The 24,161-nt window shown below is 44.5% G+C and carries 21 protein-coding genes; 6 read left to right on the top strand and 15 right to left on the bottom strand.

The genetic code is table 11. From position 1 onward, the window contains the following. Window positions 1-125 precede the first annotated feature (125 nt). Window positions 126-587, top strand: coding sequence for a hypothetical protein (locus CLV82_RS01295; protein WP_133642499.1), 462 nt, complete (start codon window positions 126-128; stop codon window positions 585-587). Between the two features lie 82 nt (window positions 588-669). On the opposite strand, the gene CLV82_RS01290 is transcribed toward CLV82_RS01295, so the two are convergent. Then, entirely contained in the window at window positions 670-1,116 is a 447-nt protein-coding gene (locus CLV82_RS01290; protein WP_133642498.1) for a response regulator, read from the bottom strand. 544 nt (window positions 1,117-1,660) lie between these two features. Between CLV82_RS01290 and CLV82_RS01285 the strand changes: the two genes are divergently transcribed. Continuing rightward, the gene (locus tag CLV82_RS01285) at window positions 1,661-2,074 is read left to right on the top strand and encodes a hypothetical protein (protein WP_166636650.1); all 414 of its coding nucleotides are present in this window, start codon (window positions 1,661-1,663) and stop codon (window positions 2,072-2,074) included. A gap of 145 nt (window positions 2,075-2,219) precedes the next feature. On the opposite strand, the gene CLV82_RS01280 is transcribed toward CLV82_RS01285, so the two are convergent. Continuing rightward, window positions 2,220-3,332 (bottom strand): DNA topoisomerase IB, encoded by a 1,113-nt coding sequence (locus CLV82_RS01280; protein WP_243744116.1) that lies wholly within the window; start codon window positions 3,330-3,332, stop codon window positions 2,220-2,222. Between the two features lie 299 nt (window positions 3,333-3,631). Here CLV82_RS01280 and CLV82_RS01275 point away from each other — a divergent pair, with 299 nt between their 5' ends. The 4 genes from CLV82_RS01275 (at window position 3,632) to CLV82_RS01260 (ending at window position 6,737) form a co-directional block, all read left to right on the top strand. After that, window positions 3,632-4,546, top strand: coding sequence for an alpha/beta hydrolase (locus CLV82_RS01275; RefSeq protein WP_133642496.1), 915 nt, complete (start codon window positions 3,632-3,634; stop codon window positions 4,544-4,546). Between the two features lie 561 nt (window positions 4,547-5,107). Beyond that, a complete protein-coding gene (locus CLV82_RS14995; protein WP_133642495.1) occupies window positions 5,108-5,728 on the top strand; it encodes a VTT domain-containing protein in 621 nt (206 codons plus the stop codon). A gap of 90 nt (window positions 5,729-5,818) precedes the next feature. Further along, entirely contained in the window at window positions 5,819-6,076 is a 258-nt protein-coding gene (locus CLV82_RS01265; RefSeq protein WP_208107960.1) for a hypothetical protein, read from the top strand. Between the two features lie 385 nt (window positions 6,077-6,461). Then, a complete protein-coding gene (locus CLV82_RS01260; RefSeq protein WP_133642494.1) occupies window positions 6,462-6,737 on the top strand; it encodes a hypothetical protein in 276 nt (91 codons plus the stop codon). A 6-nt stretch (window positions 6,738-6,743) separates the two neighbouring features. Here the strand turns inward: CLV82_RS01260 and CLV82_RS01255 are convergent, their stop codons facing one another. From CLV82_RS01255 to CLV82_RS01195, 13 genes are all read right to left on the bottom strand, one after another. Beyond that, entirely contained in the window at window positions 6,744-8,114 is a 1,371-nt protein-coding gene (locus CLV82_RS01255) for a transglutaminase-like domain-containing protein (RefSeq protein ID WP_133642493.1), read from the bottom strand. Window positions 8,115-9,037: 923 nt separating this feature from the next. Beyond that, window positions 9,038-10,312 (bottom strand): Nramp family divalent metal transporter, encoded by a 1,275-nt coding sequence (locus tag CLV82_RS01250; RefSeq protein WP_133642492.1) that lies wholly within the window; start codon window positions 10,310-10,312, stop codon window positions 9,038-9,040. A gap of 4 nt (window positions 10,313-10,316) precedes the next feature. Further along, the gene (locus CLV82_RS01245; RefSeq protein WP_133643426.1) at window positions 10,317-10,985 is read right to left on the bottom strand and encodes a bifunctional 4-hydroxy-2-oxoglutarate aldolase/2-dehydro-3-deoxy-phosphogluconate aldolase; all 669 of its coding nucleotides are present in this window, start codon (window positions 10,983-10,985) and stop codon (window positions 10,317-10,319) included. A gap of 7 nt (window positions 10,986-10,992) precedes the next feature. Next, window positions 10,993-12,210, bottom strand: a complete 1,218-nt coding sequence (locus tag CLV82_RS01240; protein WP_133642491.1) for a 6-phosphofructokinase — start codon at window positions 12,208-12,210, stop codon at window positions 10,993-10,995. A gap of 21 nt (window positions 12,211-12,231) precedes the next feature. Beyond that, complete coding sequence (locus tag CLV82_RS01235; protein ID WP_133642490.1) at window positions 12,232-13,272, bottom strand: sugar kinase; 1,041 nt, start codon at window positions 13,270-13,272, stop codon at window positions 12,232-12,234. A 47-nt stretch (window positions 13,273-13,319) separates the two neighbouring features. Further along, on the bottom strand, window positions 13,320-14,081 hold the full coding sequence (locus tag CLV82_RS01230) for an SDR family NAD(P)-dependent oxidoreductase (protein ID WP_133642489.1): 762 nt from the start codon (window positions 14,079-14,081) through the stop codon (window positions 13,320-13,322). A 30-nt stretch (window positions 14,082-14,111) separates the two neighbouring features. Continuing rightward, window positions 14,112-15,383 (bottom strand): MFS transporter, encoded by a 1,272-nt coding sequence (locus tag CLV82_RS01225; protein WP_133642488.1) that lies wholly within the window; start codon window positions 15,381-15,383, stop codon window positions 14,112-14,114. A 230-nt stretch (window positions 15,384-15,613) separates the two neighbouring features. After that, window positions 15,614-16,315 (bottom strand): FadR/GntR family transcriptional regulator, encoded by a 702-nt coding sequence (locus CLV82_RS01220; protein ID WP_133642487.1) that lies wholly within the window; start codon window positions 16,313-16,315, stop codon window positions 15,614-15,616. 158 nt (window positions 16,316-16,473) lie between these two features. Then, entirely contained in the window at window positions 16,474-17,376 is a 903-nt protein-coding gene (locus CLV82_RS01215; RefSeq protein ID WP_133642486.1) for a polysaccharide lyase family 7 protein, read from the bottom strand. A gap of 36 nt (window positions 17,377-17,412) precedes the next feature. Beyond that, a complete protein-coding gene (locus tag CLV82_RS01210; protein WP_133642485.1) occupies window positions 17,413-18,273 on the bottom strand; it encodes a PKD domain-containing protein in 861 nt (286 codons plus the stop codon). Window positions 18,274-18,291: 18 nt separating this feature from the next. After that, window positions 18,292-19,716: a RagB/SusD family nutrient uptake outer membrane protein gene (locus CLV82_RS01205; RefSeq protein WP_133642484.1), complete on the bottom strand. Its 1,425-nt coding sequence runs from the start codon at window positions 19,714-19,716 to the stop codon at window positions 18,292-18,294. Between the two features lie 33 nt (window positions 19,717-19,749). After that, complete coding sequence (locus tag CLV82_RS01200) at window positions 19,750-22,803, bottom strand: SusC/RagA family TonB-linked outer membrane protein (RefSeq protein ID WP_133642483.1); 3,054 nt, start codon at window positions 22,801-22,803, stop codon at window positions 19,750-19,752. 571 nt (window positions 22,804-23,374) lie between these two features. After that, window positions 23,375-24,139 carry an SDR family NAD(P)-dependent oxidoreductase gene (locus CLV82_RS01195; RefSeq protein WP_133642482.1) on the bottom strand — a complete coding sequence of 255 codons (765 nt, stop codon included), beginning with the start codon at window positions 24,137-24,139 and terminating at the stop codon, window positions 23,375-23,377. Between the last annotated feature and the right edge of the window lie 22 nt (window positions 24,140-24,161).

The raw sequence follows: 24,161 nt of genomic DNA, 5'->3' as shown, positions 1-24,161 counted from the left end.
AAGGTATTCGGGTAATTTTGACGTAGTTCACCGATTATATTCGCCAATACATGTCTGATCTACAGGTATAACACGTATTTCATGTATTTTTGGAAAGAGAATTGCTAATTTTAATTAACTTGATTATGAAAATGACCAAAGCCCCTTATTTACTGATGCTGTTACTTTTGGTTTTTGCCGGGTGCAGTAAGGATGATTCTGCTGCTGATAAAGATCCAGCAGAGTCCAAGGAATATACATTAAGAGCCGTGGGCCCGGATGGTGTGACAGGCAATGTGACCTTCACTCAGAAATCTGACGGTACTACCAGTGCATTCGTTGAGATCAGCAAGTTAGCTGATAAAACTCCTCACCCGGTATTCATTTATTATAACGATGAAGCCAAAGGAGGAGAAGTTGCAATTACACTGAACACAATAGATTGTGATTGCCAGTCGGCTACTACGGAAGTATCTAAATTGGATAACGGAGTAAGAATCACCTACCAGGAACTTATCAATTTCAATGGGCATATTAAAGTGCACCAGAGTGAAACAGATATGGAGAACATCATTGCCCAGGGAAACATTGGGTCTAATGTAAACTAGGTAGATCAGGAAAGATAAGACAAACCCTGCAGGAGACTGCGGGGTTTTTTATTTTCACATATTAATTAACTTTACTGTAGGGTCAGACCTTAAACACGAAATTTTGTCGGTTTACCTGTTCTGCATGCTGCTGCCAGTCAGTGACCAGGATCTTTTTCAGGATCTCAATGAGTTGATGAAAACTATTAGGCTTATTGATATAAAGATTGGCTCCCAGTTTAAAAGTCTCCGAGATGTGATCCTGGGCAGTGGAAGTACTGTAAATGGCTATGATCATTTTATCAAACTCCTGCCTGGACCTGATGTCCTCAAGGCATTGCTTCCCGCTGATAGCAGGCATGTTAAGGTCAAGGAAAAGAATATCAGGTAATACCTCAGGAGGTTCCTCCAGGTAGTCGAGTAGTTCGCCCCCATGTTTAAATGTGATCAACTCAGATTGTGGCCGGATCTGGGCCAGGGCATCTTCGAATATTTCCCGGTCATCCGGATCATCATCGGTCAGGCCTATAAATAGAGGTTGCCGTACCATAAAGCCTTTATGGATTAGTTATTTGTTTGGTTGCCCGGCCGTAGTACCTGGTTTTAATTCTATCGAGCTTCAGAGGTGTTCAACATAGAACCCTGGTAAAAAATCAGGATCTACCCTTACCGGTAGCTTAAAATACAACATAATCTTTAAAAACGTACACAATAGCCGCCTAATTGATAGGCGTTTAGAGGGATTTATGCACTTACTTTCAAAAAAAATAATTCAATTTATAAGATGTATAAAAGGGCTTCCGTCGACTTCTTTCGCCAGGCCTATATTTAATTTTAACAAATCAGACCGGAAAATTCAATCCTTTAGGTAATTCGCTGTCGTTCTTTTTGGTGCAAAACCTCCATTTTAACGGCTTAAATTCTCAATTATAAGCGAATTGATTTATAGATATGTTATTCATCGTCAGACACTAATATTTAACATATTAGCCGTGCCTGTGAATCATTTTTTGTATGACATTTACTTCGCGAAATATAACCCAATCGCTGTTTGACTTATGAAAAATTATACTTTAATTATAGGCATTATTGCCATGTTTGTACTAGGTGCCTGTAGCAAAGACGACGACGCCGCTCAAGCATTCCGTTCCAAGGAATATGTATTGCACCCAGTGGGCACAAGTAAGGTTTCAGGAACTGTAACTGTTACTGAAAAGAAAGACGGTACCGCAAGTGTGCTGGTAGCGCTCAACAATTCCTCGACGGATATTCACCCGGCCTTTATTTATTATAATGACGTGGCTAAAGGAGGCGAAGTTGCGGTAACATTAAAGCCTATCGATTGTGCCTGCCAGTCCAGTACTACAGAGGTCTCTAAATTAAAGAATGGAGTTCGACTAACCTATGATGACCTGTTGCGTTTTAACGGTCATGTACGAGTGCATTTAAGCGACGCCAAAATGGAGACCATCCTCGTACAGGGTAATATCGGTTCTAACGTACAATAAATTGCCTTGAACATCAAACCAACCCCGTAGTTTCCTACGGGGTTTTTTATTTCCGGTCCTGGCCGATTCAACTGACTGGTGGCCCGAACGGGGTATCTGAGCGATAAAGAAAAATGCGAGGATGTAATTTGCTAAAACAAATATTTTATGACACAGTAGTAAGGTCAGGTTTGTAGCCCTGGATCAATTTTAATAGAGCCTTTTCTGATGCTGTGAAAAATTTGTCTGGTCCAGGTTTCTTTTCGGCTAGTTCAAAATATGAACCTATCTTACCGGATTCATAATATTCGGGCAATGCCGGATGCACGTAATATTGCCTGCAAACATTCCTAGTATTTCCAAGCTCGGATGCGGCATCATCATAGGCACAAAGGATATTCTTTTGTTTCTGCTCCATGGATTCCGGAAATTCCATGTTTTTCAAACTTTCAAAAAAAACAAGGGTCGCAGCCCAGGTTCTGAAATCCTTGGCAGTAAATGATTTCCCGCTGATCTCCTGTATATATTCATTGACCTGCCCGCTTTCTATAGCGTGTTTTTCACCATCCTTATCAAAATACTGGAACAGTTCCCAGCCCGGGATTTCTTCACATTGATTAACGAGCCGGACCAATTTCTTATTCCTCAGGGTGACTTTGTGTTTTTTACCGCGCTTGCCTTTAAATTCGAACTTCAGGCCGTCTTTATAGGCTTTTACATGACGATCTCTCAGGGTCGATAACCCATAAGTCTTGTTCTGCCGGGCATATTGTTCATTCCCTATACGGATGTGGGTCTCCTCCATGAGCCTGATCACCAGGGCCAGTACCTTGGTCTTGGTCCAGTTTTCCTGGTCCAGGTCTTCATCTACCTGTTCCCGTATCCCCGGCAAGCTGGCACCAAAGGAAGCCATTTTGTAAAACTTGGTCTGGTTCCTGATCTTTGACCACAGTTCGTGGTATTTATACTGTTTTCTGCTTTTATTATCTTTCCCGATGGCCTGCAGGTGACCGTTGGCAAGATCCGATATCCTAACATCTTCCCATGCGGGAGGTATGACTAACTTGTTTATCCGCTCCAGGTGTTTCTTTAATTTTAAAGGTTTCCCGTTCAGTAGGTAAATGAAGCCCTCAGATCTACGCTTCCGCCTGATAGGCAACTGGTCCTGGTATACATAAACCAAGTTGAATTCCGAGATGACTTTTTCGGGATTCTCCAGGAGTTCGTCTAACAATTCTGTGAATTCAGATTTTTTGGCACACATATTAATTCCCTCCATTATAGATAAAGAGTTCAGCGGGACTGATTAAAAATAAAGTATTCTAATCTTCAGTGCTACTTAAACAGTTTTAAATTGGATGATAATGAATAATTTCTTCCTTCATTTTCCCTCATAAGTTTTCTTAAAGTGTGGAGACCTATGCGGGTAAATACTGTACACGGGCAGGAGGACCATCGATTATTTCCCTTTGAATAGGATTTTCATGGGGTTGATCGGATTCCGATACTATGCCTTGTATTCTTTCTATATCTTTAACCAGCGTTGAAAAGATCATAGACAAAATTTCCATCTGCAAAATGAAAAATCCCAATTTAGCCAGACTTGTTCTTGGACTGTTCTCTTTGATTCTTATTTCCTGCAGTTCAGCCTTTGAAGAGGTAGGAGGAATAGACGGGGATACATCCGGGGAAGGCCCTTCCCTCGAGGAAACCGTCTTTACCGATGTGAGTTACGGAACACACCCGCAGCAGAAATTCGATATTTACCTGCCATCAGAACGCTCTTCTCTAAAGACCAAGGTCATTCTCCTGGTACATGGAGGCGGATGGATAGAGGGAGATAAAGAGAATATGTCTCCTTTTATCGACCTGATAAAAGAGCATCATCCCGATCACGCTATTGTAAATATGAACTATGTATTGGCAGGGATCAGTCCGGCCGTAACCCCTGCCTTCCCTGACCAATTCCTGGATATAGATGCGGTAGTAAAGAAAATAACCGCAGAAAAAGAGCAATACCAGGTCTTACCGCAATTTGGCTTGATCGGGACTAGTGCCGGGGCGCACCTGTCACTGATGTACGATTTTGTATATGACCAGGAAGACCTCGTGAAATTCGTTGTTGATATCGTTGGTCCTACTGATTTCACCGACCCGTATTTCTCTGAAAATCCCAACTTTCAATTGGCGCTGTCCCTGTTCGTGGACCAGGATCAGTATCCTGAGGGAACTGATTACGCAAAAGCTGTCAGCCCGGTTTTTAACGTCAGTTCCTCCAGTAGCCCGGTCGCTTTGTTCTATGGAGAACAGGATCCTTTGGTTCCGTTGTCGAACGGGATTGCGCTCGAGGAGGTATTATCAACCTACGAAATAGAGCATTCTTTTACAGTTTACGAAGGAGGACACGGGGATGACTGGAGTGCAGAAGACCTGGAAGACATACAGGAACAGATTAGCCTATTTATAGAGCTTCATCTCCCGGTTAATAAATAAATCCCGGTTTTAACTATCCAGAATTTCACCGGCTACGTATATAGATACGATACTGTAAGGAAGTTGCAACATAAGGAGCTATAGATATATAGTTCCCGGCAGATATGCACTCTGAATGTAGCAGGTACCTTTTATTCTGTAAATGATGGCCAGACAATTTTCTTTAAATGCGCTTCCTTCGAGCTCATTTCCAACGGGCAGTAAACCAAAGATTGGTTCCCCTATACTTGTAAAAAAAGCTGTTCTCAAAAAAATAGTGCGGCAATATGATCTTGATTACCATGTGCCGGCCACTCTATTTATTGTATTAAACCTGCTGCTTATCTACTCGATGATCTGAATGGGACACCGGGGTTGCAAAATGACTTTGTGTCAAGGCTTCGTGACATTCTATAATACATTTAACAGCCGCTGCATCCAGGTAAAAGGGTTCGGTTTGATCTAATGTCTATCAAATCAATGTAACGGCCTACATTGGTAGCACTCACAAGATTATTCTTAAAACTTATTTTAATTATTACTAGAATAAAGGAGAAGCTTTTCTCCATAAATTAATAGACTATGGATTTGATCGACTTGATCAGTAATACAGATGAATATTTAATCGAACAGGTTACGGCTAACCTTATGCTGACCTATTTAATCCTTTTCGCTATTATTTTTTCAGAATCTGGGATCATTCTATGCCCTTTTCTTCCGGGAGATGGCCTGTTGTTCTCCATTGGGGTAGTGACCGCAGTGACACCTTTGAATATATATATCGTTATCCCCTTTTTATCTCTTGCCGCGATTCTGGGTTACCTATTTAATTATCGCCTTGGTCGCACTTTCGGGCGCTGGATATTAGATAGGGATATAAAAACTATCAGCAAAGCTTATTATAAAACGGAAATCTTTATGACGGACCATGGAGGAAAGGCCGTTATTATTTCAAGGTTTTTTCCCATCGTTCGGACTTACGTACCCTTTGTTGCGGGAGCTGTGCAAATGAATTATAAACTTTTCCGGAGGCAGACGGTTGTCGGGGGTGTCCTCTGGGTTAGTCTTTTCTGCCTTACCGGATTTTTTACCGGGGAAATTCCCTGGGTAAAAGCAAACTATGGGCTCATATTCCTGGGATTAATAATTCTCACTTTACTTCCGTTTCTGTTCAAGGTTTTCAAGATTTTGAGGAGTAGGTAAGCTTTTGCTTTTTATTGCCACATATAACCAGGACAACTAATAAGAAGATATAAACTCATAATTAAACGATAAAAACAATCCGGTAAGAACATGATAAATAATTTTATACTGCAGCATGTCCGTTTGATTGAGCTGGTTGGTGTTCTGATGCGTATTTTCAGCTTTTCACTGGTGAGTTGGATGGGAGACCAAAGTCCGTTTTTGTTTGTCTGGACATTAAACACCCTGGATGCTATTATCCTTTCATGGACCGCAGTTCTCAAGAAAGACAGGGCTTATACTCTTTTAAACGTCTTCTGGATCGGGGTAGGAATGATTGGGATACTCCGGGCAACCGGAATATTATAGTTTGTTGAATTCTATAAGACGGTGATGGGTATACTTAACAGGGCGTTCTAAGGGGTGACCTAAGGGAGAAATCACGCTGATGTATATAGAGTGTGCCTGGACCAAATAAAATAAAAAGCGAACAGGGCTATGGTTCTACTTCCTTGATCGAGCAGGCCCGTGGGTGGGCGTTTAATACGAGACTGGCTTAACGGTTTTCTTGATAAGTTGTTGGTTAACTTCGCTGGTAAGCGAATTTCAAATTTTCTCTTCAAGAGACGGAAAGGTTATAACACATTTCCCTGCCATTAAACATATTAATAAGGTTGGATTAAATTCATTATATTTAATTGATACTACCATAGTTAACTCGGACTGATTAATTTTAAACTAAACAACTTTAAAAATGAGCCGACCAAAATATCTTAGATACATTACCACCGCTTTACTTCTATTTGGATTTATCACTGCAGGCTCTTTAAGTTCCTGCAGAGATCAGAAGAAGAAAGACGGGGAGGAGCAGACCATCGAAGAAGGTGCTGTTTCTGAAGACGAACATCCAACAGGAGAGGAGCATCCTGCTAAAGACGAACACCCAAAAGGGGAGGAACATCCTTCTAAGGAGGAAGGAGAGCATCCAACAGGCGAGGAACACCCGACAAAAGATTCTGTTTCAGGGTAAACTCGATCAGATGGAGGCATTTTTTGTTTCCATATTCCTTTGAAATGAGAAAAAGGTCACGGGGAAGGCAGGGGAATTGCCCACTTCCATAACCGGGTAGGCAAGGAAGTTTATTGCCCCTGCCTTAGGACCGGGATCTATTTGAAGATCGCGCCCACGACTGAATTCTATACGATTGGCCGGATGCCTGCCAAAGTAATAAGTTGCAAGGGCAGTGTATTTATTGGCCTCGCTTATATCAACCGGCCACCACTTGCCTTCAGCATAAAATTCGGCCCAACAGTGATAACCATCAATACCACCTTCATCCCGATCTGACGGAATTGAGGCACCTACCGCAAATCTTGCAGGAATTCCCGCCGACCTGGCCAGGGAAATGAAGAGCGAATGAAATTCTGTACAATTACCAGTTAGGGCATCACAAGCGTAAACTGCGTCACCAGTGCCATATTTCCCGGCCTTCATGTACCGCATATTATCAATGATGTAATCATATAATGCCCTTGCCTGCATAATAGTTCCGCCTGTACGTTTAGCGCCAATAATTGAATCTGCAAGGACCTGGAATCGGTCGCCTACCGGCATCAGGATATTGGCATTTAAATAAGGCGCTGGCGACGAATCTTCCTCGTAGGGCTTCTTCTCAATTCTTTGAACATCGTATTGGATTTGTATTTTCTTCCCACTATGCTCAGGAGAAAATTCCATAAACAAAATGGTATTGCCATTAGTTTTCTCTTCGAGCATTTGATGAGGAACCGGAGTTTGGAGAGATACTAATTCAATATTTTGAAATCGATCGCTTTGTGGGACGGGAATCCACATTTTTGCTGCTTCCTTCATTTCGGGAAGGGTAACCTCGTAATTAAAAATAAAACTATCCTCCCCTTCAATAATGCCCAGTAAATCGGATGAGGCGTTCTCTACGGGGACCCTGTACCAGGTTTTGTCCTTTCTTTGCTTCCAGGTGTATAAAGGTTTACCATTGAGCTTGTGTAGCGTCGTTTCCGTAACCGTCATGCTGCCCGGATCTCCTTTGAGGAAAAAATCAACATCGTAAACATCACCGTTAATGTCGGCGAGGTCTACGCATGCAAAATGACGTTGAGGACCTAAATTAGAAAGGTATTCCGTGTGTACCCGTACCAGTTCCAGCTGTAATATCTTTTCCTCTGTTTCTATGGTAAAATATCCCCCGCCCTCTTCAACTTTACTGGCAATATTGGCTCGAATCCCCGCCTCAATATCAGCAGTGACTACACTCGGAGCCTTGATATCCGCCTTGCCTGGTTTAATATTTTCCTTTTGTTTTATACCGTTATTGCAGGCCACAATTACGAAAAGCGGGAGGAAATAGATGAATCGTGGATATTTCATTCTAGGGTTGGATTATTAGCTTCAGGAATTTACAACAATTCCCTTAAAGTTCCTGCGTGTACCTTCGTCCGCTGTCAAACGGTGAAACAGTGAAACAGTGATGCGGCCCGCCCGAACGTGCCGTCCGGTACGGGCGGGTGATGCGGTGATGCGGGGATGCAGGGATACGGGTTATGCTCTCACACCGTCACACCGTCACGCCGTCAAACGGTTCAGCAGATTAAACGATCCTACGAACCGCGAACTGCAAACTGCGTAGTTCGAATCTCAAACCGCAAACCTCGAATTTACCTGTCGGAGGCTGGCCTCAAACCTCGAACCTCAATCCTCGATCCAGGTACTGTTTACTGCGAACTGCAAAACTGCCTACTGAAAACCGGGGTTCTTAACCCCGCCCCGGTCTTAAGTTATAGTTTTTTACTGCAAAATCCTTTTAGGGGAGATCGTCATGCCGTCACAAAGTCACACCGTCATGCTGTCAAACCGGGATAGAGGTATGCGGGCACACGGGTACATAGGCACATTGGTGGCAAGGGTGACAAAGGTGACAGGGGTGACAAAGGTGACTTTGTGATGGTTCTTTTGAAAACCGCGAACTGCGACCGCGAATTTAACTGCCCGCTCGCCTGAATGATGTAGTCAGGCAGGTGCCGATCGGACCCAATGTCTGCCTCAAACTTCAAACTTCGAACCTCAAACCAGGTAATGTTTACTGCGAAGCGCAAACTGCCTACTGAACTTCGGGGTTCTTACCCCACCCCAGTTACAAGTTAACAGAATACAATGCAAAATACTTGCAGTTTAGTAGGTGATTTTTTTAATAACTACCTCTCATTAACCGACTTCAAACTTCAAACTTCAAACCTCGAACTAAAAGGCTGTGGTCCCAAGGAAAGGTCTTTTTTTATAATGAGTGGATGGATCTAAAAATATTCCAGTAGAGCCAGAATTCCGTTATAGGATATCAGGCAGGCAAAGACCAGTGCAGCAAACAGTCCAATGTTGATCCATATACTGGTAGAATGTCCCTTCATTATCTTTTTATTATTGATCAGGTATAAGATCCCGATGATCACCAGTGGTAGAACAAAGACGTTAAATACCTGGCTCATGATCTGCATTTCTATAGGGTTAGCTCCGAAAACGGGTACGATCAGCGCAAATAAACACGCGATCGCCGTAATGATGCGAAACTGCCTGGAATTGGTATCCAATTCTCCCGACTGGTAATCAGCTACCAGAATAGGAGCAATCAGTAAACAGGGGAATATAGAGGATAACCCGGCACTTAGGGTGCCGCAGAAGAATAAGGTTAATGCGAATTTCCCGGCAACCGGCTCCAGCGTATTTACCATATCCAGCACCTTAGTCACTGGTTCACCCTGGTGGAATAAAGCCCCACACGCAACAGCCATGATAGACCCGCTGATAATAAAAACCAACAGGGCTGCGGTGATGGCATCGTTCTTTTGCTGCCTGCGATTTTCTATGGTCCACCCTTTTCCATTGATAAATAATGGGCGCGACAGGAATGTCGCTGCCGCCATGGTGGTACCGACAAAGGCTGCTACCATCATTTTGCCTCCTTCCACCTGTGGCACCGAAGGGATCAGTCCCCGGACGACTTCCTCAGGAAGGGGGTATACCATAAAAAGTGATACAATAAAGGACAGGCCCATCAGGGTTACAAATATGACCAGGATCTTTTCAAAGAAGGAATATTTACCGACCCATAAAAGGGAATACATGGCGACAATAATAACAATAGCTACGAGCAGCACAGTCTCATACCTCAGGCCGGCAAGGCCGGGAAAATAGATGAGAAAAATCTCATATATAATATTGGCCGAGATGCCAAGGATCCCCATCAGGGAATTCCACTGACCGAAAGATATACCGGCAATTATCAGGATAGCAATTATCTTTCCGGCAGGCATATTCCTTTTAAACCCAAAGAGTGCCGTTTCCCCGGAAACCAGGGTGTAATTACCGTAGACATACATCAGGAGGCCGGAAAATACACAACTGATCAGGAGTACCCACAATAGTTGCATTCCATAGGTACTCCCCGCAACGATCATGGAAGTAACACTCCCGGTCCCTATGGTATAACCAATAGCAAAGATCCCCGGCCCGAAAGCGAGTACGAGAGCGAGTATTTTTTTTAAGAATGAACTTTTACCAGTGGATTCTTTCATTGAGTTATTTCCTCAAATTAGATATCAGCTGTAAAGTGTCCCTCACTGTTTTTTCCAGGGCTTCAAAATCTCTATTAGCCAGCAGCTCCTTACTGATCAGTTTTGAACCTAATCCCACACAGGTTACGCCGGCATTGAACCATTCCCTTAAATTGGATTCTTCTGTACTTACTCCCCCGGTTGGCATCACACTGGTCCATGGTTGAGGACCTTTGATAGCTTTCACGAAACCGGGTCCGTAAAGATCTCCCGGGAAAAGTTTTACGAGCTCACAGCCCAGCTCTTCCGCCCGGTTTATCTCTGTCAGGGATCCGCAACCCGGGGACCACAAGACTTTTCTGCGATTGCATACTACCGCGATATCTTCGCGTAAAGAAGGGGTAACCACGAAGTTGCACCCCATTTGCATATAGAGAGATGCAGCACTGGCATCAGTCACAGACCCCACCCCCATGATCATACCCGGAAGTTCTCGAAGAGCGTACTTATTTAATTCTGAAAAAACTTCAAAGGCAAAATCACCGCGGGCCGTAAATTCCATCAGTCGCGCACCGCCGTCATAACAAGCTTTAAGTACTTGCTTGCCCAGTTCAATATCGGGATGATAAAACAAGGGAACCATTCCCGTTTCCTGCATCGCGTTTATAACTTCTATCCTTGAATAATGTGCCATAATGATCTTATGCTTCAATTAATATTTTATGAAAATCGTATTCTGAGGGGTCGGGAACATAGGTCTTAGCCTGCTCGTAATCGGACTCCTCCAGGTAGTATAGATTCTGAAAACAGAGTTGTACAAATTCGGTTTCTACTTCCACCAGCCGGGGGGCTATCTTACCTTCTTCGTTCTGAATGTCGGAGAGGTAAAGGGGTGTGACCTCGCCCCGGGAATTTGCGGTGACCATGCATCCGCTTTTACCTTCATCAAAAAGTTTTTTCACCCCTAGCCCCAGGAGAGTGCATAAGGTGAGGTCCAATCCAATGGGCCTGCAACAACGCAGTTCGTATCCTAATTCGACCGGCCTGCTTTTAATATCTATTCCCAGCTCTTTTAGTTTCTTTTGTACGAGCATGTTCAGAATATGGGCTTTACTTACATTACCCAATTCCGGATGACCATGGTCATCATACGTAAAATCGATTCCACATTTATCTAATTCCGATTTAGGCATGTTGTGGAAAATACCTTCACTGATCATGGCAACCCCGTAGTGGATATTTTTCAATTTTCGTTTGATCATGGATGAGATGACAAGTCGAACCACTTTATCAAAAGTCACACTGGATCTGCTGAACATTTCCGGAATGATCATCATGGGGAAGTGGCAACTTGCCGCAATACCAAAAGCCAGGTGGCCTGCAGAACGTCCCATAGCGGACATGACAAACCAATTCTGGCTTGTCCGTGCATCCTCGTAAGTGGTATTCCCGATACGCACGCCTTCATCCTTTGCCGAATGGAATCCAAAAGTCGGATTTCGATCGGGTAGGGGCAGGTCGTTGTCTATTGTTTTCGGAACATGGATGTTGGCGATGGAGATATCCTCTTTTTGAAGGAAATTCGTAATCCTGTTTGCCGTCGAAGCCGTATCATCCCCGCCAATACTTACCAGGAGTTTTACATTATTATCTGAAAAAAGACGTTTGTTCAGTTTCTCATCCCTTGGTTTAAACCGGCTCATGATAAGCGTAGACCCCCCTCGACTGAAAATCCTGTCAGCATGGAAGAAATCGAACTCCTTGATCTGAGGCTCCGAACTGAAGATCCCTTTGAAACCTTCATGCAACCCAAGTACCCTATACCCATCCTTTAGAAAAGCCTTGGCAACAGTGCTGATAACCGAATTTATTCCCGGGGCAGGACCTCCCCCGCAAAGAATGAGGATAGATTTGTTCATGCTTTCATGTTTTTGATCATCTTACCTGGCAACCCGGCCGGAGGCGTCCCCTCCCATAAGTTTCTCCACCTCGTCTACGGTGACCAGGTTTGCATCTCCTTTTATGGTGTGTTTCAGGCAAGAAGCCGCTACGGCAAAATCCAAAGCGTTCTGGTCATCCTCGGGATATTTGAGCAGACCGTAAATTAAACCACCCATGAAGGAATCCCCTCCTCCAACTCGGTCCACGATATCAGTGATCTGGTATTGCCGGGTTTCGTACATTTTTTTACCGTCGTACAAGACTCCAGCCCAGGTGTTGTGGGAAGCAGAAATTGAACCTCGCAAAGTGGTGATCACTTTTTTAGCATTCGGGAATTTCTTCATCATTTGCTTACATACAGACAGGAAGGCCTCAGCCTTTACATTGTGTCCTTCTGTTGTAATATCCAATCCTTCAGGTTTAATATTGAAGTGTTTTTCTGCATCTTCTTCATTCCCCAGGATGATATCGCAATAGGATGTGAGTTCTGTCATTATAGCCTCCCGGTCACCTCCGTATTTCCATAGCTTAGCCCGGTAATTGAGGTCAGTTGAGATGGTAACACCCATTTCACGTGCTGTTTTTACAGCCTCCAGGCATACGTCAGCGGCGCTTTGGGAAATGGCCGGGGTAATCCCTGTCCAGTGAAACCAACCTGCTCCTTCAAAAACCGACTTCCAGTCGATCATGCCAGGTTCAATTTCACAGATGGCGGAATGGGCACGATCGTAAACCACTTTACTTCCCCTGCTAACTGCCCCGGTTTCCAGGAAATATATTCCCAAACGATCCCCACCAAAAATAATTTTATCTGTGCCTACGCCTCTTTTTCTCATTTCCATCAGGGCGCATTGACCTATATCATTATCGGGTAAACGGGTTACGAAATCCACAGGAACTCCGTAATTAGCCAAAGAGACGGCTACATTAGATTCACCCCCACCGTAGACCACATCAAACCGGTTGGCCTGGGAAAATCTCAGGAAGCCTTCTGGTGCAAGGCGAAGCATTATCTCGCCAAATGTTACTACTCTTTTCATATGTATATGTATTGTGGTGTTATTGTTGTCTTAACTTATGTCTGATATTATATTCCTAATCCTTGTCCCCCGGTTATCTGTATAGTTTCAGCCGTCAGGAAAGAAGCCTCATCGCTGGCCAGGAAGGAAACAACTTTAGCTACATCCTCGGGTTGTCCTAACCTACCCAGCAGGATATTGTTCTTCCAGGAGGCAAATACTTCCGGTTTTGTCGACTTGATTTGCGCATGGAAAGGGGTGTCTATCGTCCCGGGAGAAACAGCGTTCACCCTGATACCGTATTCAGCGAGGTCTTTGGCCATGGCCCTGCTGATGGCATGAACCCCGGCTTTGGAGGTGCCGTATATTCCCGCTCCCGGCCCCCCGGCATTCCATCCCGCGATAGAGGTATAATTTATTATTGTAGCGTTATCTCCTTTCTTGAGGTAAGGTATGGCCGCCCTTGAAGCAAAGAATACCGAATCCAGGTTCAGGGCCATTACAGACCTGTAAAATTCTGTGGTCATATCTTCAAACCTGGATCTTCCACCCAGGCCACCAGCATTATTGACAAGGATGTCTATTTTTCCGTACTTCTCACCAACAGACTGGATGTTTTTTGTTACTGCTTCTTCATCAGTTACGTCAAAACCACGGTATTCGGCAGTTATTCCTTCTGCTTCAAGCTCCTGCACCCTTTTGGCTCCGGCCTCGTCATCAATACCATTCATTATCACGGTGCACCCGTCCTGACCTAGCTTTTTCGCAACTGCAAATCCAATACCTCCTGTGGCACCTGTGATCACTGCTATTTTTCCGTTTAATTTCATCTCTTATTCTTATTACTGGTTAATGTTAATTCAATTAATTTCTACAGGCTGTACCCGGCGTATCAATACGTAAATAGATAGTATTGCCAGGGGGACCAGTACCGTAATCACCACGAAGGCGGGGGTATAGGAAACTGTGGTAATACGGGGGATAAGCCAGTTCATTATGATGACCGAAACTGCGGCGATGGTCCCGGCCAATCCAGCCAGGGTTCCCACCGAGGGACCTTTAAGCAGATCACTGGAAAGGGTCTGTATATTGCCGATAGCAAATTGGAATCCGAATAGCACTACTCCCACGATATAAATAAAGGTCATGGGGTTGTCTCCTTTTACGAAGAAGATGATACCCATCAGGCCTGCGAATATTAAAATTCCACCGATGAGAATAGATACTTTTCGCGCAAAGTTCAGCGAGTGAGTTTCCATCAGTTTACCACAGAACCATCCACCAGCAATACTACCGACCATACCTCCCAAATAAGAGATCCAGATTGTAGACCCGATCTCTTCAATACTGAAATTGAATTTGGAATGAAGGTAGAGGGGCATCCAGCCTACGAACAGCCACCAGATAGGTTCAATAAAAAATCGTGCGGAAAGCACACCCCAGGATTCCCTGTAACTGAGGATCTGCTTCAGAGACAAACCTTTCTCTTTCTTGGTCTCCTCGACAGGAGCGATACGATCCTTTAGAATCATATCTCTTTCTTTTTCAGTAAGCCACGGATGCTGCTCAGGTTTGGATTTATTTATGAAAAGCCACGGAATGATCCAGAGCAGTCCGACAAGTCCTAATATTATGAATGTAGTCCTCCATCCGAATTGTGCATACAGGAAGGCGATAAGGGCTGGGGCGATCACACTGCCTAAAGAAGCACCGGCATTGAAGATACCCTGAGCAATTGCTCGTTCCTTTATTGGGAACCATTCCCCGTTACTCTTAACAGCCCCAGGCCAGTTCCCGGCTTCACCCAGGCCTAACATGGCTCTGACCAGGGAAAGAGATACAAGCCCCCGGGCAAAAGCATGGAGCACAGCTGCAATAGACCAGAGTGCAATAGAGAATACGAACCCCAGGCGTGTGCCTATCTGATCGTAAAGCTTGCCGGACAAAAATTTTCCGAGCGCATAAGTGACCATAAACACATTGAGCATTACCGCGTAATCAGACTCGTCCATTCCCAGGTCTTTGCCCATTTCTGGCCACATGACTCCGAATGCCGTCCTGTCAATGTAATTGATCACGGTCGCTATACAAATCAGCGTGATGATCCACCAACGTAACCCTTTTATTTTCATATTCAGTCTTTAGTTTTGAGATAGGATCAGCCTGTCCAGAGCGAGCAATATCCTAGACGAATGGCTGGATTTCCCGCGCTGAGTAACTTTTATTTCCAACAAAATACAAGGGTTCCGGGCTTTGGGCCAGGGCAAGGTCAGTTGTATTCTGTCAAGTTATAATTCCCTCCCTTTTATTTAATTGCGCAGCATGTAGCGTGCAATACCTGCTGCGCTTTACTTTTATTCACTTAAGTATTATAACAATACTGGTAAAGGACCCTGAAATGAGTTTTCATTTTTTCCTTAGCTTTTTGCGGGTCCTGTTCTTTGATCGCCAGGAAAATATCTTCGTGTTCCTTAATACCTTTTAAAGCGAGGTTGGAATCACATACATGGTATTTTTCAAAATTGGTGATGATCTCCGGGGTAATGATCAGCATAAAGGTATTTAACGTATTATTCTTACTAGCCTTGGCAATGGCCAGGTGAAATAAAAGGTCTTCCTCTACTGCGTCTTTCCCCTGTAATACTTTTTCCTTATATGCATCAAGAGCATCTTGTATTTTGGTCAGGTCCTCGTCCGTCCTTCGCAATGATGCAAGTCGCACCGTTTTCAGCTCCAGCAGGATCCGGGTTTCCACCAGGCATTTAAAATCGGGTTCCTCCAGCCCGAGAATATCTTCCAGCATTCCACTCATGGCGACACGGCCAATATTGGCTATGAATGTCCCGCTTTGTGGTCGCGACTTGAGGATACCAAAAAACTCGAGTTTATGAATGGCCTCCCTGATATTACTTCTGCTGACCCCAAATTTCTCAGAGAGCATTCGTTCGGATGGCAGTTTATCACCGGGCTCCAGGTTTTTAAATTCAATATAATCCTTGAGTTTGGTAATGATCTCCTTCTGAATTTCAGTATTCTCGTTCTTGTTCAGTAATTCTATCTTCATCTTTAAATTTCCAGATTGGTTTACCAGATTGGTTTGTTAAAATTATGAAATTACTTTCATAAAACCGGATTAGAGACGGGCTTTTTTAAGCAGGGGGGAAACTATTGAGCAACTAAGTGCTCATTAGCCTCCTTACCATGCCTTCCTAACTCAAACAACTAATCATGATTAACCTCTAACTCGTAAAATTTCACTCTTGCAAATGCACCTTCATCCCTGGTCTGTAAATAGTTCCCAGCTTTGAAATAATTTTCAAACACACCCCAGCGGCGTATGTTGGCATCGTCGTATACGAAATATTCATTCTTATTCAGGGATACCACCATTTTCCCCTCAGTAACTTTGATCTCCAGCAGGAACTTCCTGAAGTCCACTTCCTGTTCAAAATTTCTTCCTTCATCATCCGTCCAGGCTTCTTCATGCAGGATTCCTTCTGGTCCGACTCCGCTGAATTTAAGTACTTTGGTCTTGACCCTGATCTTCCCGTTATCCCAATATATCTTTAAAACGGGCGGTGCATTGTTGTCTTTTTGCCCGATGAGGTCCCGTTGTTCATTGGTCAGACGACCGTGGATTTGAGCAATGATCACCCTGTGGTACTTGCCGTCAGTCTGCCTGGACACTTCCTCCATAGCTATCTTCGCTTTCAGTGTTCCGCCCTGGGCAAAGGTCCAGTTTACATTGTCTTCACCAGGCACCATCTGCTCCCGTAATTCTGACCTCGAATACTTGGTATTAGCTGTGGTCGCATCACTTGGATAGGCATAGAATACCAGTGCTCCTGAAACGGAATCATTATACATATAGGGTTTTAAAGTTTCATTGGTTGCATAATCCAGGATCTCAGGTGGTTCTACACTGACCGCACCGCCTTTACCTTCACCGGCAGGAATGGTAACTTTCCAGTGGCTAAGGTCGATCTTGGGCAACTTGTACTTTTTCTCTTCCGGCAGCATTACCGTCTCAATTTCTTCCTGCGGATACGTTTCCACTGAATTGCCTTGACAGTAACATACTAGGGAGTGCAGCACTACTAATAAAATGATATTTAGTAATCTCATAAAACAGAGCTGTATTATCTATTCTCTTCGTTTCTGTTATACACCCAGGTCAATAGTTATATTGTCTAACCTGGCTTCTTCTCCCTGGTTCGTGATAAGAATGGATATGGTTTCATTAGCCCCGGAATTGAAGGGTAAATCTACTTTTACATAAGTGCTTGCAGAATCCTGGTCTGTGCCTTCAAACGATGCGAGGGTAGCACCGGCAACCTCGGCAAGATCTGTGATAGTACCTCCTAATACCGTTAAGGTAATGGAGCCCGGGTTATTAGTTTTCAAGGTATAGTAATATGTTAATACATATTCTGTATTCGGAGTAACTTCCAGTCCGTCCTGGTAGGCAACCCTGTCCCCTGCAGAGGGGAATTTTGCCGCCTGGGCACCTGATTGTACAGGGCTACTAGTGATCTGGATCACTCCCCCGAAATCGTTTCTCCATGAATCTCGGCCATCCCCGGTTCCGTCCGGCAGGCTGTTGTCTTCAAAATCCGCCTCCAGTATTACAGGAATACGGGCCAGGGGAACTTCGGGTTCTACAACTTCCACAACCTGGCTGCTTACATTGGTTACACCAAGTTTATCAGAAGCCGTCAAGGTTACGGTATAGGTGCCTTCCCCCGGGTACGTATTCTGAGCGTCAAGTTCTGTAGAGGAATTTCCGTCCCCGAAATCCCACTCAAAATCAGTAGCACTGGTAGATTGGTTGGCAAAGCTATAAACCATCCAGTTGTCTCCTTCCCCCTGGGAGTAGGTAAAATTGGCCGAAGGAGGTGTTTTATCTTCAAACGAACCCTCTTCTGGCAGGTCGTATTCAAAATCACAAGCCGTTAATAAGACCATGATGATCAGGCCAGGTGTGATAGCACTTAAGTTCAGTTTATTTAATATTGATTTCATAATACAATTTTTAAAATCTTAATAACCGGGATTTTGTTCCAACAGACCATTGCTCAAATTAATTTCTCGTTGAGGTATGGGCAGTAACAGGTCAGTAGCACTAAAGCTATATCCATTGGCATCAGAAAGCGCGGAGAGCGTTTCCTGGGCAACACCAAATCGCAACAGGTCAAAAAAGCGCTGGTTTTCAAACGCCAGTTCTACCCTGCGCTCATCGAGCAGATCCTGCTTGGTGATGCTGGTCACCGGATCGGTTAACCCGGCCCTGTTTCGTACTTGTTGAAATGAATTCAGGGCAGCAGCTGCAGAAGTTTCAGGGCCGCCGGCCATGATGGCCTCCACGTGCATCAGCAGTACATCGGCATAGCGCAGTACGATCCAGTCGTTCCCGGAAAGTGTAGCATCTGAGTCAAAAGTTTTTCCGTCACTGCCACCATCTTCACCATTAGGTAAATATTTCGTCACCTGGTATTGTGTTAATTGGGAAGGATCCTGCCTGTATGAATATTGCGTGCGGTTTCCGCCCTTCTCGTCCAGGATAGCACGGGCCTCATCAGTTACATAATTAACCCCGGAAGTTCTTCCTACTCCGTTCATGAATTCTGCAGAGAAGTCCTGGCTATCGGTCTCTACCCCGGGATTATACCCGATGGCGAAAATGACCTCGTTATTACCTTCATTATAAAAGATATCGTTGAAATTTGACTCCAGGCTAAAGCCACTGTTCATGACACTTTCCAGCAGGGTCTGAGCCTGGGTATAATTACCAAGGGTAAGGTGTACTTTAGCTAATAAAGCCTGGGCTGCAGCCTTTGAAGCCCTGTTGATCTCTCCGTTTTCCAGGTTGGCCACCGCAGTTTCCAGGTCACTGACGATCAGTTCGTAGATTGCTGCAGAAGAGGCCTTGGTGAATGCCGCTTCTTTATCCAGCGGTCCGATCACTTTATCAATCAAGGGTATTTCACCATATAATCTAACCAGGTTAAAGTAGCTGTAGGCCCTGGCAAATTTTGCTTCCCCCTCAAATCTTTCAGCTGCGCTTTCCGACGCATTGGCTAAATTATCCAGCACCAGGTTTGCCCTGTAGATGGTATTGTAGGAACTACGGTAATAATTTTCTACCAGGCCGTTATTGGCGGTAATGGTGTAGCTTTCAAATTGGGCCGCTTCACCTTCCTGGCTCTTTGTCCTGGTGTTATCACTTCTCATCTCCGTGACATAGAACTCGATCTGCACCCCACGTTTATCATTAAGGTTGGTCGAATTCTCGCCTTGAAGGGCATCATAGATTCCGATAACACCGGTCTCTATTTCCTCATCGTTAGAAAAATAGCCCACACTGCTCACAGCAGATTCCGGAACCGGCTGCAGGAAGTCCTCGTCGCAAGAAAGGGTAACTACCGCGAGGAACAAGGCTACTCCTATGTATGTATACTGTTTCATATCTTTTGTCTTAAAACTGATTTTCGTTCTTTATTAAAATTCAATATTTGCTCCAACGGATATGGTCCTGGCAATAGGGGATCCTGCCCTTTGGTAACCGTAGGTGGTAGGGGAGGTATCATTTACCGACTCTGGATTAAACCCGGTATAATCGTCCGCAGTCAGGTACATTAAATTCTGTCCTGTTGCGTATAACCGGAAGTTTGAAACTCCGAGGGTAGAGAGTACATCTTTGGGGAAATTATACCCGATAGTTAAAGTTCTCAGCGCTATATATGATGCATCCTGAATGATGCTGTTTGTAAAGATCTTTTCTTTGATGAAGCCCTGGTCAGGTGTGATTGAAGGATCAAAATCCTGTCCGCTGTTAAAGTGGTTGAAGATATACTGATCACCCATGTTCCTGATCTCTGCTCCATGGCTGCCCTGGAAAAGAAAGCTGAAATCCAGGTCTCCAAATTGAAAGTCATTGGTCACACTCCAGATCAGGTCCGGGTAAGGATCTCCCAGGAGGGTTTTGTCGTCATCGTCGATCAACCCATCCCCATTAAGGTCTTTTACATAAACATCCTGGGCCTGGGCTCCAATAGGATGATAGGGCTCCCGAAGAAATTCCAGTGGAATTTCACGGTCTACTACCCACCCGTAATATGAAGAGATAGGGTTACCGACCAGGTTGATCCATTCCGCAGCTCTTTTATCGTCAACATTTTGGATCTGGCCATTGGCATCTGCAAAATCAGTTAATTCATTTTCATTCATAGAGGCAAGGAAAGTGGTAGACCACCTGAAGTTTTCGGTTGTGACATTTTTGGTGCGTAACTCTATTTCAATACCACTGTTTTTTACCTCACCCAGGTTCACAAGGGCGCTGGAGAAACCGGTTGTGGAAGGTACCGGGTTATTGAGTAACAGCCTGTCACTGGTTCTCTCGTAATAATCTACGGATCCACTGATCCTGTTATTAAAGAACCCAAAATCGATACCGGGGTTGATCTCCTTTAATCGTTCCCACTGCAGGATGGGGTTTTCAATATTCAACGCGATAAAAGCTGTTTGTGGGTTCCCATTCACTATGGCGGAACCAGCTTCAAGCAAGGGTACGGAAGGATACAGGTCGATGATGTCACTGCCTGTGTCTATGTCTTTATTCCCGGTAAACCCGTAACTGACTCTCAGCTTTAGGTTATTGATAAAGTCACTGTCCTTCAGAAAATTCTCTTCAGAAATACTCCAGCCGACAGAGGCTGCCGGGAAATCTCCATATTTCTTATCCACCCCGAAGATAGAGCTACCATCTCTCCTGTAGCTGATAGAGGCAAGATACTTATCTGCGAACGCATAGTTAACCCTTGCGAAGTAGGAGCGGAAACGCTCAGCTAATTTAAAGGAGCCGATATCATTAATGATCGATGCGGCATCCAGTGTTTTCAGCAGGTCTGAAGTGTAGCCAGAGCCTGAGGCGCTGTCACCCTGGTAATCCCATTTTTCAGTGGATGTACCGGCAATAATGGCCACATCATGCTCGCCAAAAACCTTGTCATAGGAGAGATAATTCTCAAAAAGGATATGAATACGGTTTTCATTAGAAAGGGCATAACTGGCTGCCGAGGCCCCATTCCTGTTAGAGAGGACGCCTTGCCACCTGTCCTGGAAAGTATTCTGGTAATCCCCGGATAAACCGGTCCTGAAATTCAGTCCGTCAAGTATCTTATACTGTGCATAGACGCCACCTGCCATTTTGAATTTATAATCGTTTCGATCGCGCTCCAAAACTTTCGCTGCAGGGTTGGTATTGGAGGTATTACTGATATCCTGTAAGACACTACCGTCCCCAAACAGGTCGTAGTTATCAAAGTGACGCTGAATTGCGTAATCCCCTATCTGCACATCCGGATATACGTTACGATCCACATACTGGATAGTATTGGCATCATGGTATACTGGCAGCCATGGGGTTTGTCTCAGGATATCATGGGTGGAACCGTCAAATCGACGTCTCCTGGAATAGGAGGGGGCAAGGTTCCCACCAAAGCTGAGGTTATTGCCGACCTTGGTGTCGATCTTCAGCCTGGCATTATACCTTTTGTAATCATCAGTCAGCAGTACTCCTTCATCGTGAAGGTAGCCCAGGGAAACGCTGAACTTGGTATTTTTACTGCCTCCTCTTGCACTCAAAGAATGGTTTTCAATAACACCCCCGTCAAAGATTATATCCTGCCAATCCCGGTCTACTCCGATCAGTTGTTTATAAAATGTCCGGTTAGACAAGGTTCCATTGGCGGCGATCTCTCTTTCCACCGCGTCTGCTACGGAGAAATAATAGTCTTCGCTCTGCCGGGCTTCCTTGAAACCCATAAAGGTATTGTAGGCAAATTTGGTCTTTCCTTCTTTACCCTGCTTGGTCGTGATCAGTATAACCCCGTTAGAACCCCTGGATCCGTAGATCGCGGAAGAGGCGGCATCCTTTAAAACATCAAAAGATTCGACCTCGTTCATGTCCAGGTTCCCTAGGAAATCACTCTCCACAGGCAGACCATCCACCACAACTAAAGGAGCGGAATCCCCGTTAAGGGAGCCAACCCCCCTGATCCTGATGGTGGGAGCAGAACCTGCCTCACCTTCAGTTGCCGAAATATTTACCCCGGCAATTTGCCCGACAAGGGCGTCGTCTACCCTGGCTACGGCGATCTCATCAAGATCCTCATTGACCACGCTAGATACTGCACCGGTCATGTGTACTTTTTTACGGGAGCCGTACCCGATAAGAACCACCTCATCCAGTTGTTCCGTGTCTTCCTGCAGTACTACATCGATCTGGGCTTGGTCAGCTACAGGTATGGATTGTGTAAGGTAACCGATTGACGAAAAGCGCAGGACATTGCCGGACGCTACCTCGATTGTGTAGTTTCCGTCAAAATCTGTTTGTGTACCCTGTGTTGTTCCAACAACCAGTACGTTTACCCCAGGAACAGGTACATTGTTCACGTCAGTGACGGTACCTGAAACAGTGAGGGAGGTTTGTGCAAATAATTGGATATTGACCAGCAATACCACAATTAAGAGAAGTTTAGTTTTAAAGTTCATCTGTTGTTCAATTAAATTCAAAAGTTGAGTTTAATAGGTAATTCAATCTTGAATTACCTGGCTGTTCCCTTCAATTGCACTACAGCGGCGAATGTTTTGCTGAAATTTGATTACTTTTGAATTCTGCAAATTCGCATGTAAATGCATTTGTCGAGTTACTTCCCTCCGAAAGAAGTAATGATTGAAAAGGATAGGCGTGCACCTATCCTTTTCTTGTTTATAGTGCTTAAGTGTTTCATGTGTAGTGATTATGGTTGGTTAAAAGTTAAGCGAAAACTGGTATTCCATATTGGTTAACCAGACTGGTTTACCAAATATAAGTTATTAGCCTGTTAAAAAAAAATTTATCTGCAGTTTTTTTATGGTCTTTGCCAGGCTCACATTCTGAAGGCCAGATCCTTATCAAACAGAATTGGCAAATCTTAACGAAAAAGACTTCGCAAAGCAGATTGCTAAAAATCTTACCTGCCTTTCTTTCTAGTAGGTGTTTTGCATGGTTAGGGCAAAATCGTTTTAAGATTCAGCTTTAACTGTTATACGGCGGTTTCTGACCAAGGAAATTATTATAGATCTACATATTGTAAACCCCGCCATTGATATCTAGTGTAGCGCCCGTAATAAAGCCATCATATTCGGATGCCAGATATAAAACCGCCCGCGCAACATCGTCGGCATTACCGGCACGTTGGAGAGGTATTCCAGCAGTGGTGGCAATTGCTGATTCCTTTGTCGTGTGTGTATTGTGAAACGAAGTCCCGAGGATAAGTCCCGGGGCTACAGCATTGACCCTAGTCCCTTGTGCTCCCAACTCAGTGGATAGTGCTCTTGTAAAAGTCAGAATAGCCCCTTTACTGGTAGAATATACCAGAGATCCTGGATGGCCACCCTTGCGCCCAGCCAGTGATGCCAAGTTGACAATGCTACTATAATCGTTCTTTGCCAGTTGGGGAGCTGCGGCCCGTGTCACGAACATCATGGAGGTCATATTGATGTCCATAACCTTATGCCAAAAATCGGTCTCCATTTCGCTCAGCATTTTACGGGCCACCAGAGAACCTGCATTATTGATCAATATATCTAAACTACCAAAAGCTTCCACGGTTTTCTCGACCACTACATTTGCATCGGTTTCCTTCGTTAGATCACCGGACAGCGCAATTGCTTTTTGTTCCTTACTAGCTGCGTATTCGCATAATTGATCGGCGGTTTCGGCACTTGAGAAATAATGGATGGCCACATTGGCTCCATAGTCAATAAAGAGTTTGGTGATCGCAGCGCCAATACCTTGTGCTCCTGCTGTCACGAGCACATTTTTACCAATCAATTTATCTTTCATCCTTGCTCATTTAATATGAGAA

The organism is Zeaxanthinibacter enoshimensis (assembly GCF_004362865.1).
In the GTDB taxonomy this organism is placed as follows: Bacteria; Bacteroidota; Bacteroidia; order Flavobacteriales; family Flavobacteriaceae; genus Zeaxanthinibacter; species Zeaxanthinibacter enoshimensis.
Note: the sequence above shows the minus strand (reverse complement) of the source record. Positions and strands in the feature narration are given on the sequence as shown.

Bases quoted from the DNA above. Each gene is read 5' to 3' on its own strand.
- CLV82_RS01280 (WP_243744116.1), bottom strand. From the start codon at position 3,332: ATGGAGGGAATTAATATGTGTGCCAAAAAATCTGAATTCACAGAATTG.
- CLV82_RS01245 (WP_133643426.1), bottom strand. From the start codon at position 10,985: ATGGCACATTATTCAAGGATAGAAGTTATAAACGCGATGCAGGAAACG.
- CLV82_RS01235 (WP_133642490.1), bottom strand. From the start codon at position 13,272: ATGAAAAGAGTAGTAACATTTGGCGAGATAATGCTTCGCCTTGCACCA.
- CLV82_RS01240 (WP_133642491.1), bottom strand. From the start codon at position 12,210: ATGAACAAATCTATCCTCATTCTTTGCGGGGGAGGTCCTGCCCCGGGA.
- CLV82_RS01210 (WP_133642485.1), bottom strand. From the start codon at position 18,273: ATGAAATCAATATTAAATAAACTGAACTTAAGTGCTATCACACCTGGC.
- CLV82_RS01290 (WP_133642498.1), bottom strand. From the start codon at position 1,116: ATGGTACGGCAACCTCTATTTATAGGCCTGACCGATGATGATCCGGAT.
- CLV82_RS01220 (WP_133642487.1), bottom strand. From the start codon at position 16,315: ATGAAGATAGAATTACTGAACAAGAACGAGAATACTGAAATTCAGAAG.
- CLV82_RS01230 (WP_133642489.1), bottom strand. From the start codon at position 14,081: ATGAAATTAAACGGAAAAATAGCAGTGATCACAGGTGCCACAGGAGGT.
- CLV82_RS01215 (WP_133642486.1), bottom strand. From the start codon at position 17,376: ATGAGATTACTAAATATCATTTTATTAGTAGTGCTGCACTCCCTAGTA.
- CLV82_RS01195 (WP_133642482.1), bottom strand. From the start codon at position 24,139: ATGAAAGATAAATTGATTGGTAAAAATGTGCTCGTGACAGCAGGAGCA.
- CLV82_RS01225 (WP_133642488.1), bottom strand. From the start codon at position 15,383: ATGAAAATAAAAGGGTTACGTTGGTGGATCATCACGCTGATTTGTATA.
- CLV82_RS01295 (WP_133642499.1), top strand. From the start codon at position 126: ATGAAAATGACCAAAGCCCCTTATTTACTGATGCTGTTACTTTTGGTT.
- CLV82_RS01260 (WP_133642494.1), top strand. From the start codon at position 6,462: ATGAGCCGACCAAAATATCTTAGATACATTACCACCGCTTTACTTCTA.
- CLV82_RS01200 (WP_133642483.1), bottom strand. From the start codon at position 22,803: ATGAACTTTAAAACTAAACTTCTCTTAATTGTGGTATTGCTGGTCAAT.
- CLV82_RS01205 (WP_133642484.1), bottom strand. From the start codon at position 19,716: ATGAAACAGTATACATACATAGGAGTAGCCTTGTTCCTCGCGGTAGTT.
- CLV82_RS01265 (WP_208107960.1), top strand. From the start codon at position 5,819: ATGATAAATAATTTTATACTGCAGCATGTCCGTTTGATTGAGCTGGTT.
- CLV82_RS14995 (WP_133642495.1), top strand. From the start codon at position 5,108: ATGGATTTGATCGACTTGATCAGTAATACAGATGAATATTTAATCGAA.
- CLV82_RS01285 (WP_166636650.1), top strand. From the start codon at position 1,661: ATGTTTGTACTAGGTGCCTGTAGCAAAGACGACGACGCCGCTCAAGCA.
- CLV82_RS01250 (WP_133642492.1), bottom strand. From the start codon at position 10,312: ATGAAAGAATCCACTGGTAAAAGTTCATTCTTAAAAAAAATACTCGCT.
- CLV82_RS01255 (WP_133642493.1), bottom strand. From the start codon at position 8,114: ATGAAATATCCACGATTCATCTATTTCCTCCCGCTTTTCGTAATTGTG.
- CLV82_RS01275 (WP_133642496.1), top strand. From the start codon at position 3,632: ATGAAAAATCCCAATTTAGCCAGACTTGTTCTTGGACTGTTCTCTTTG.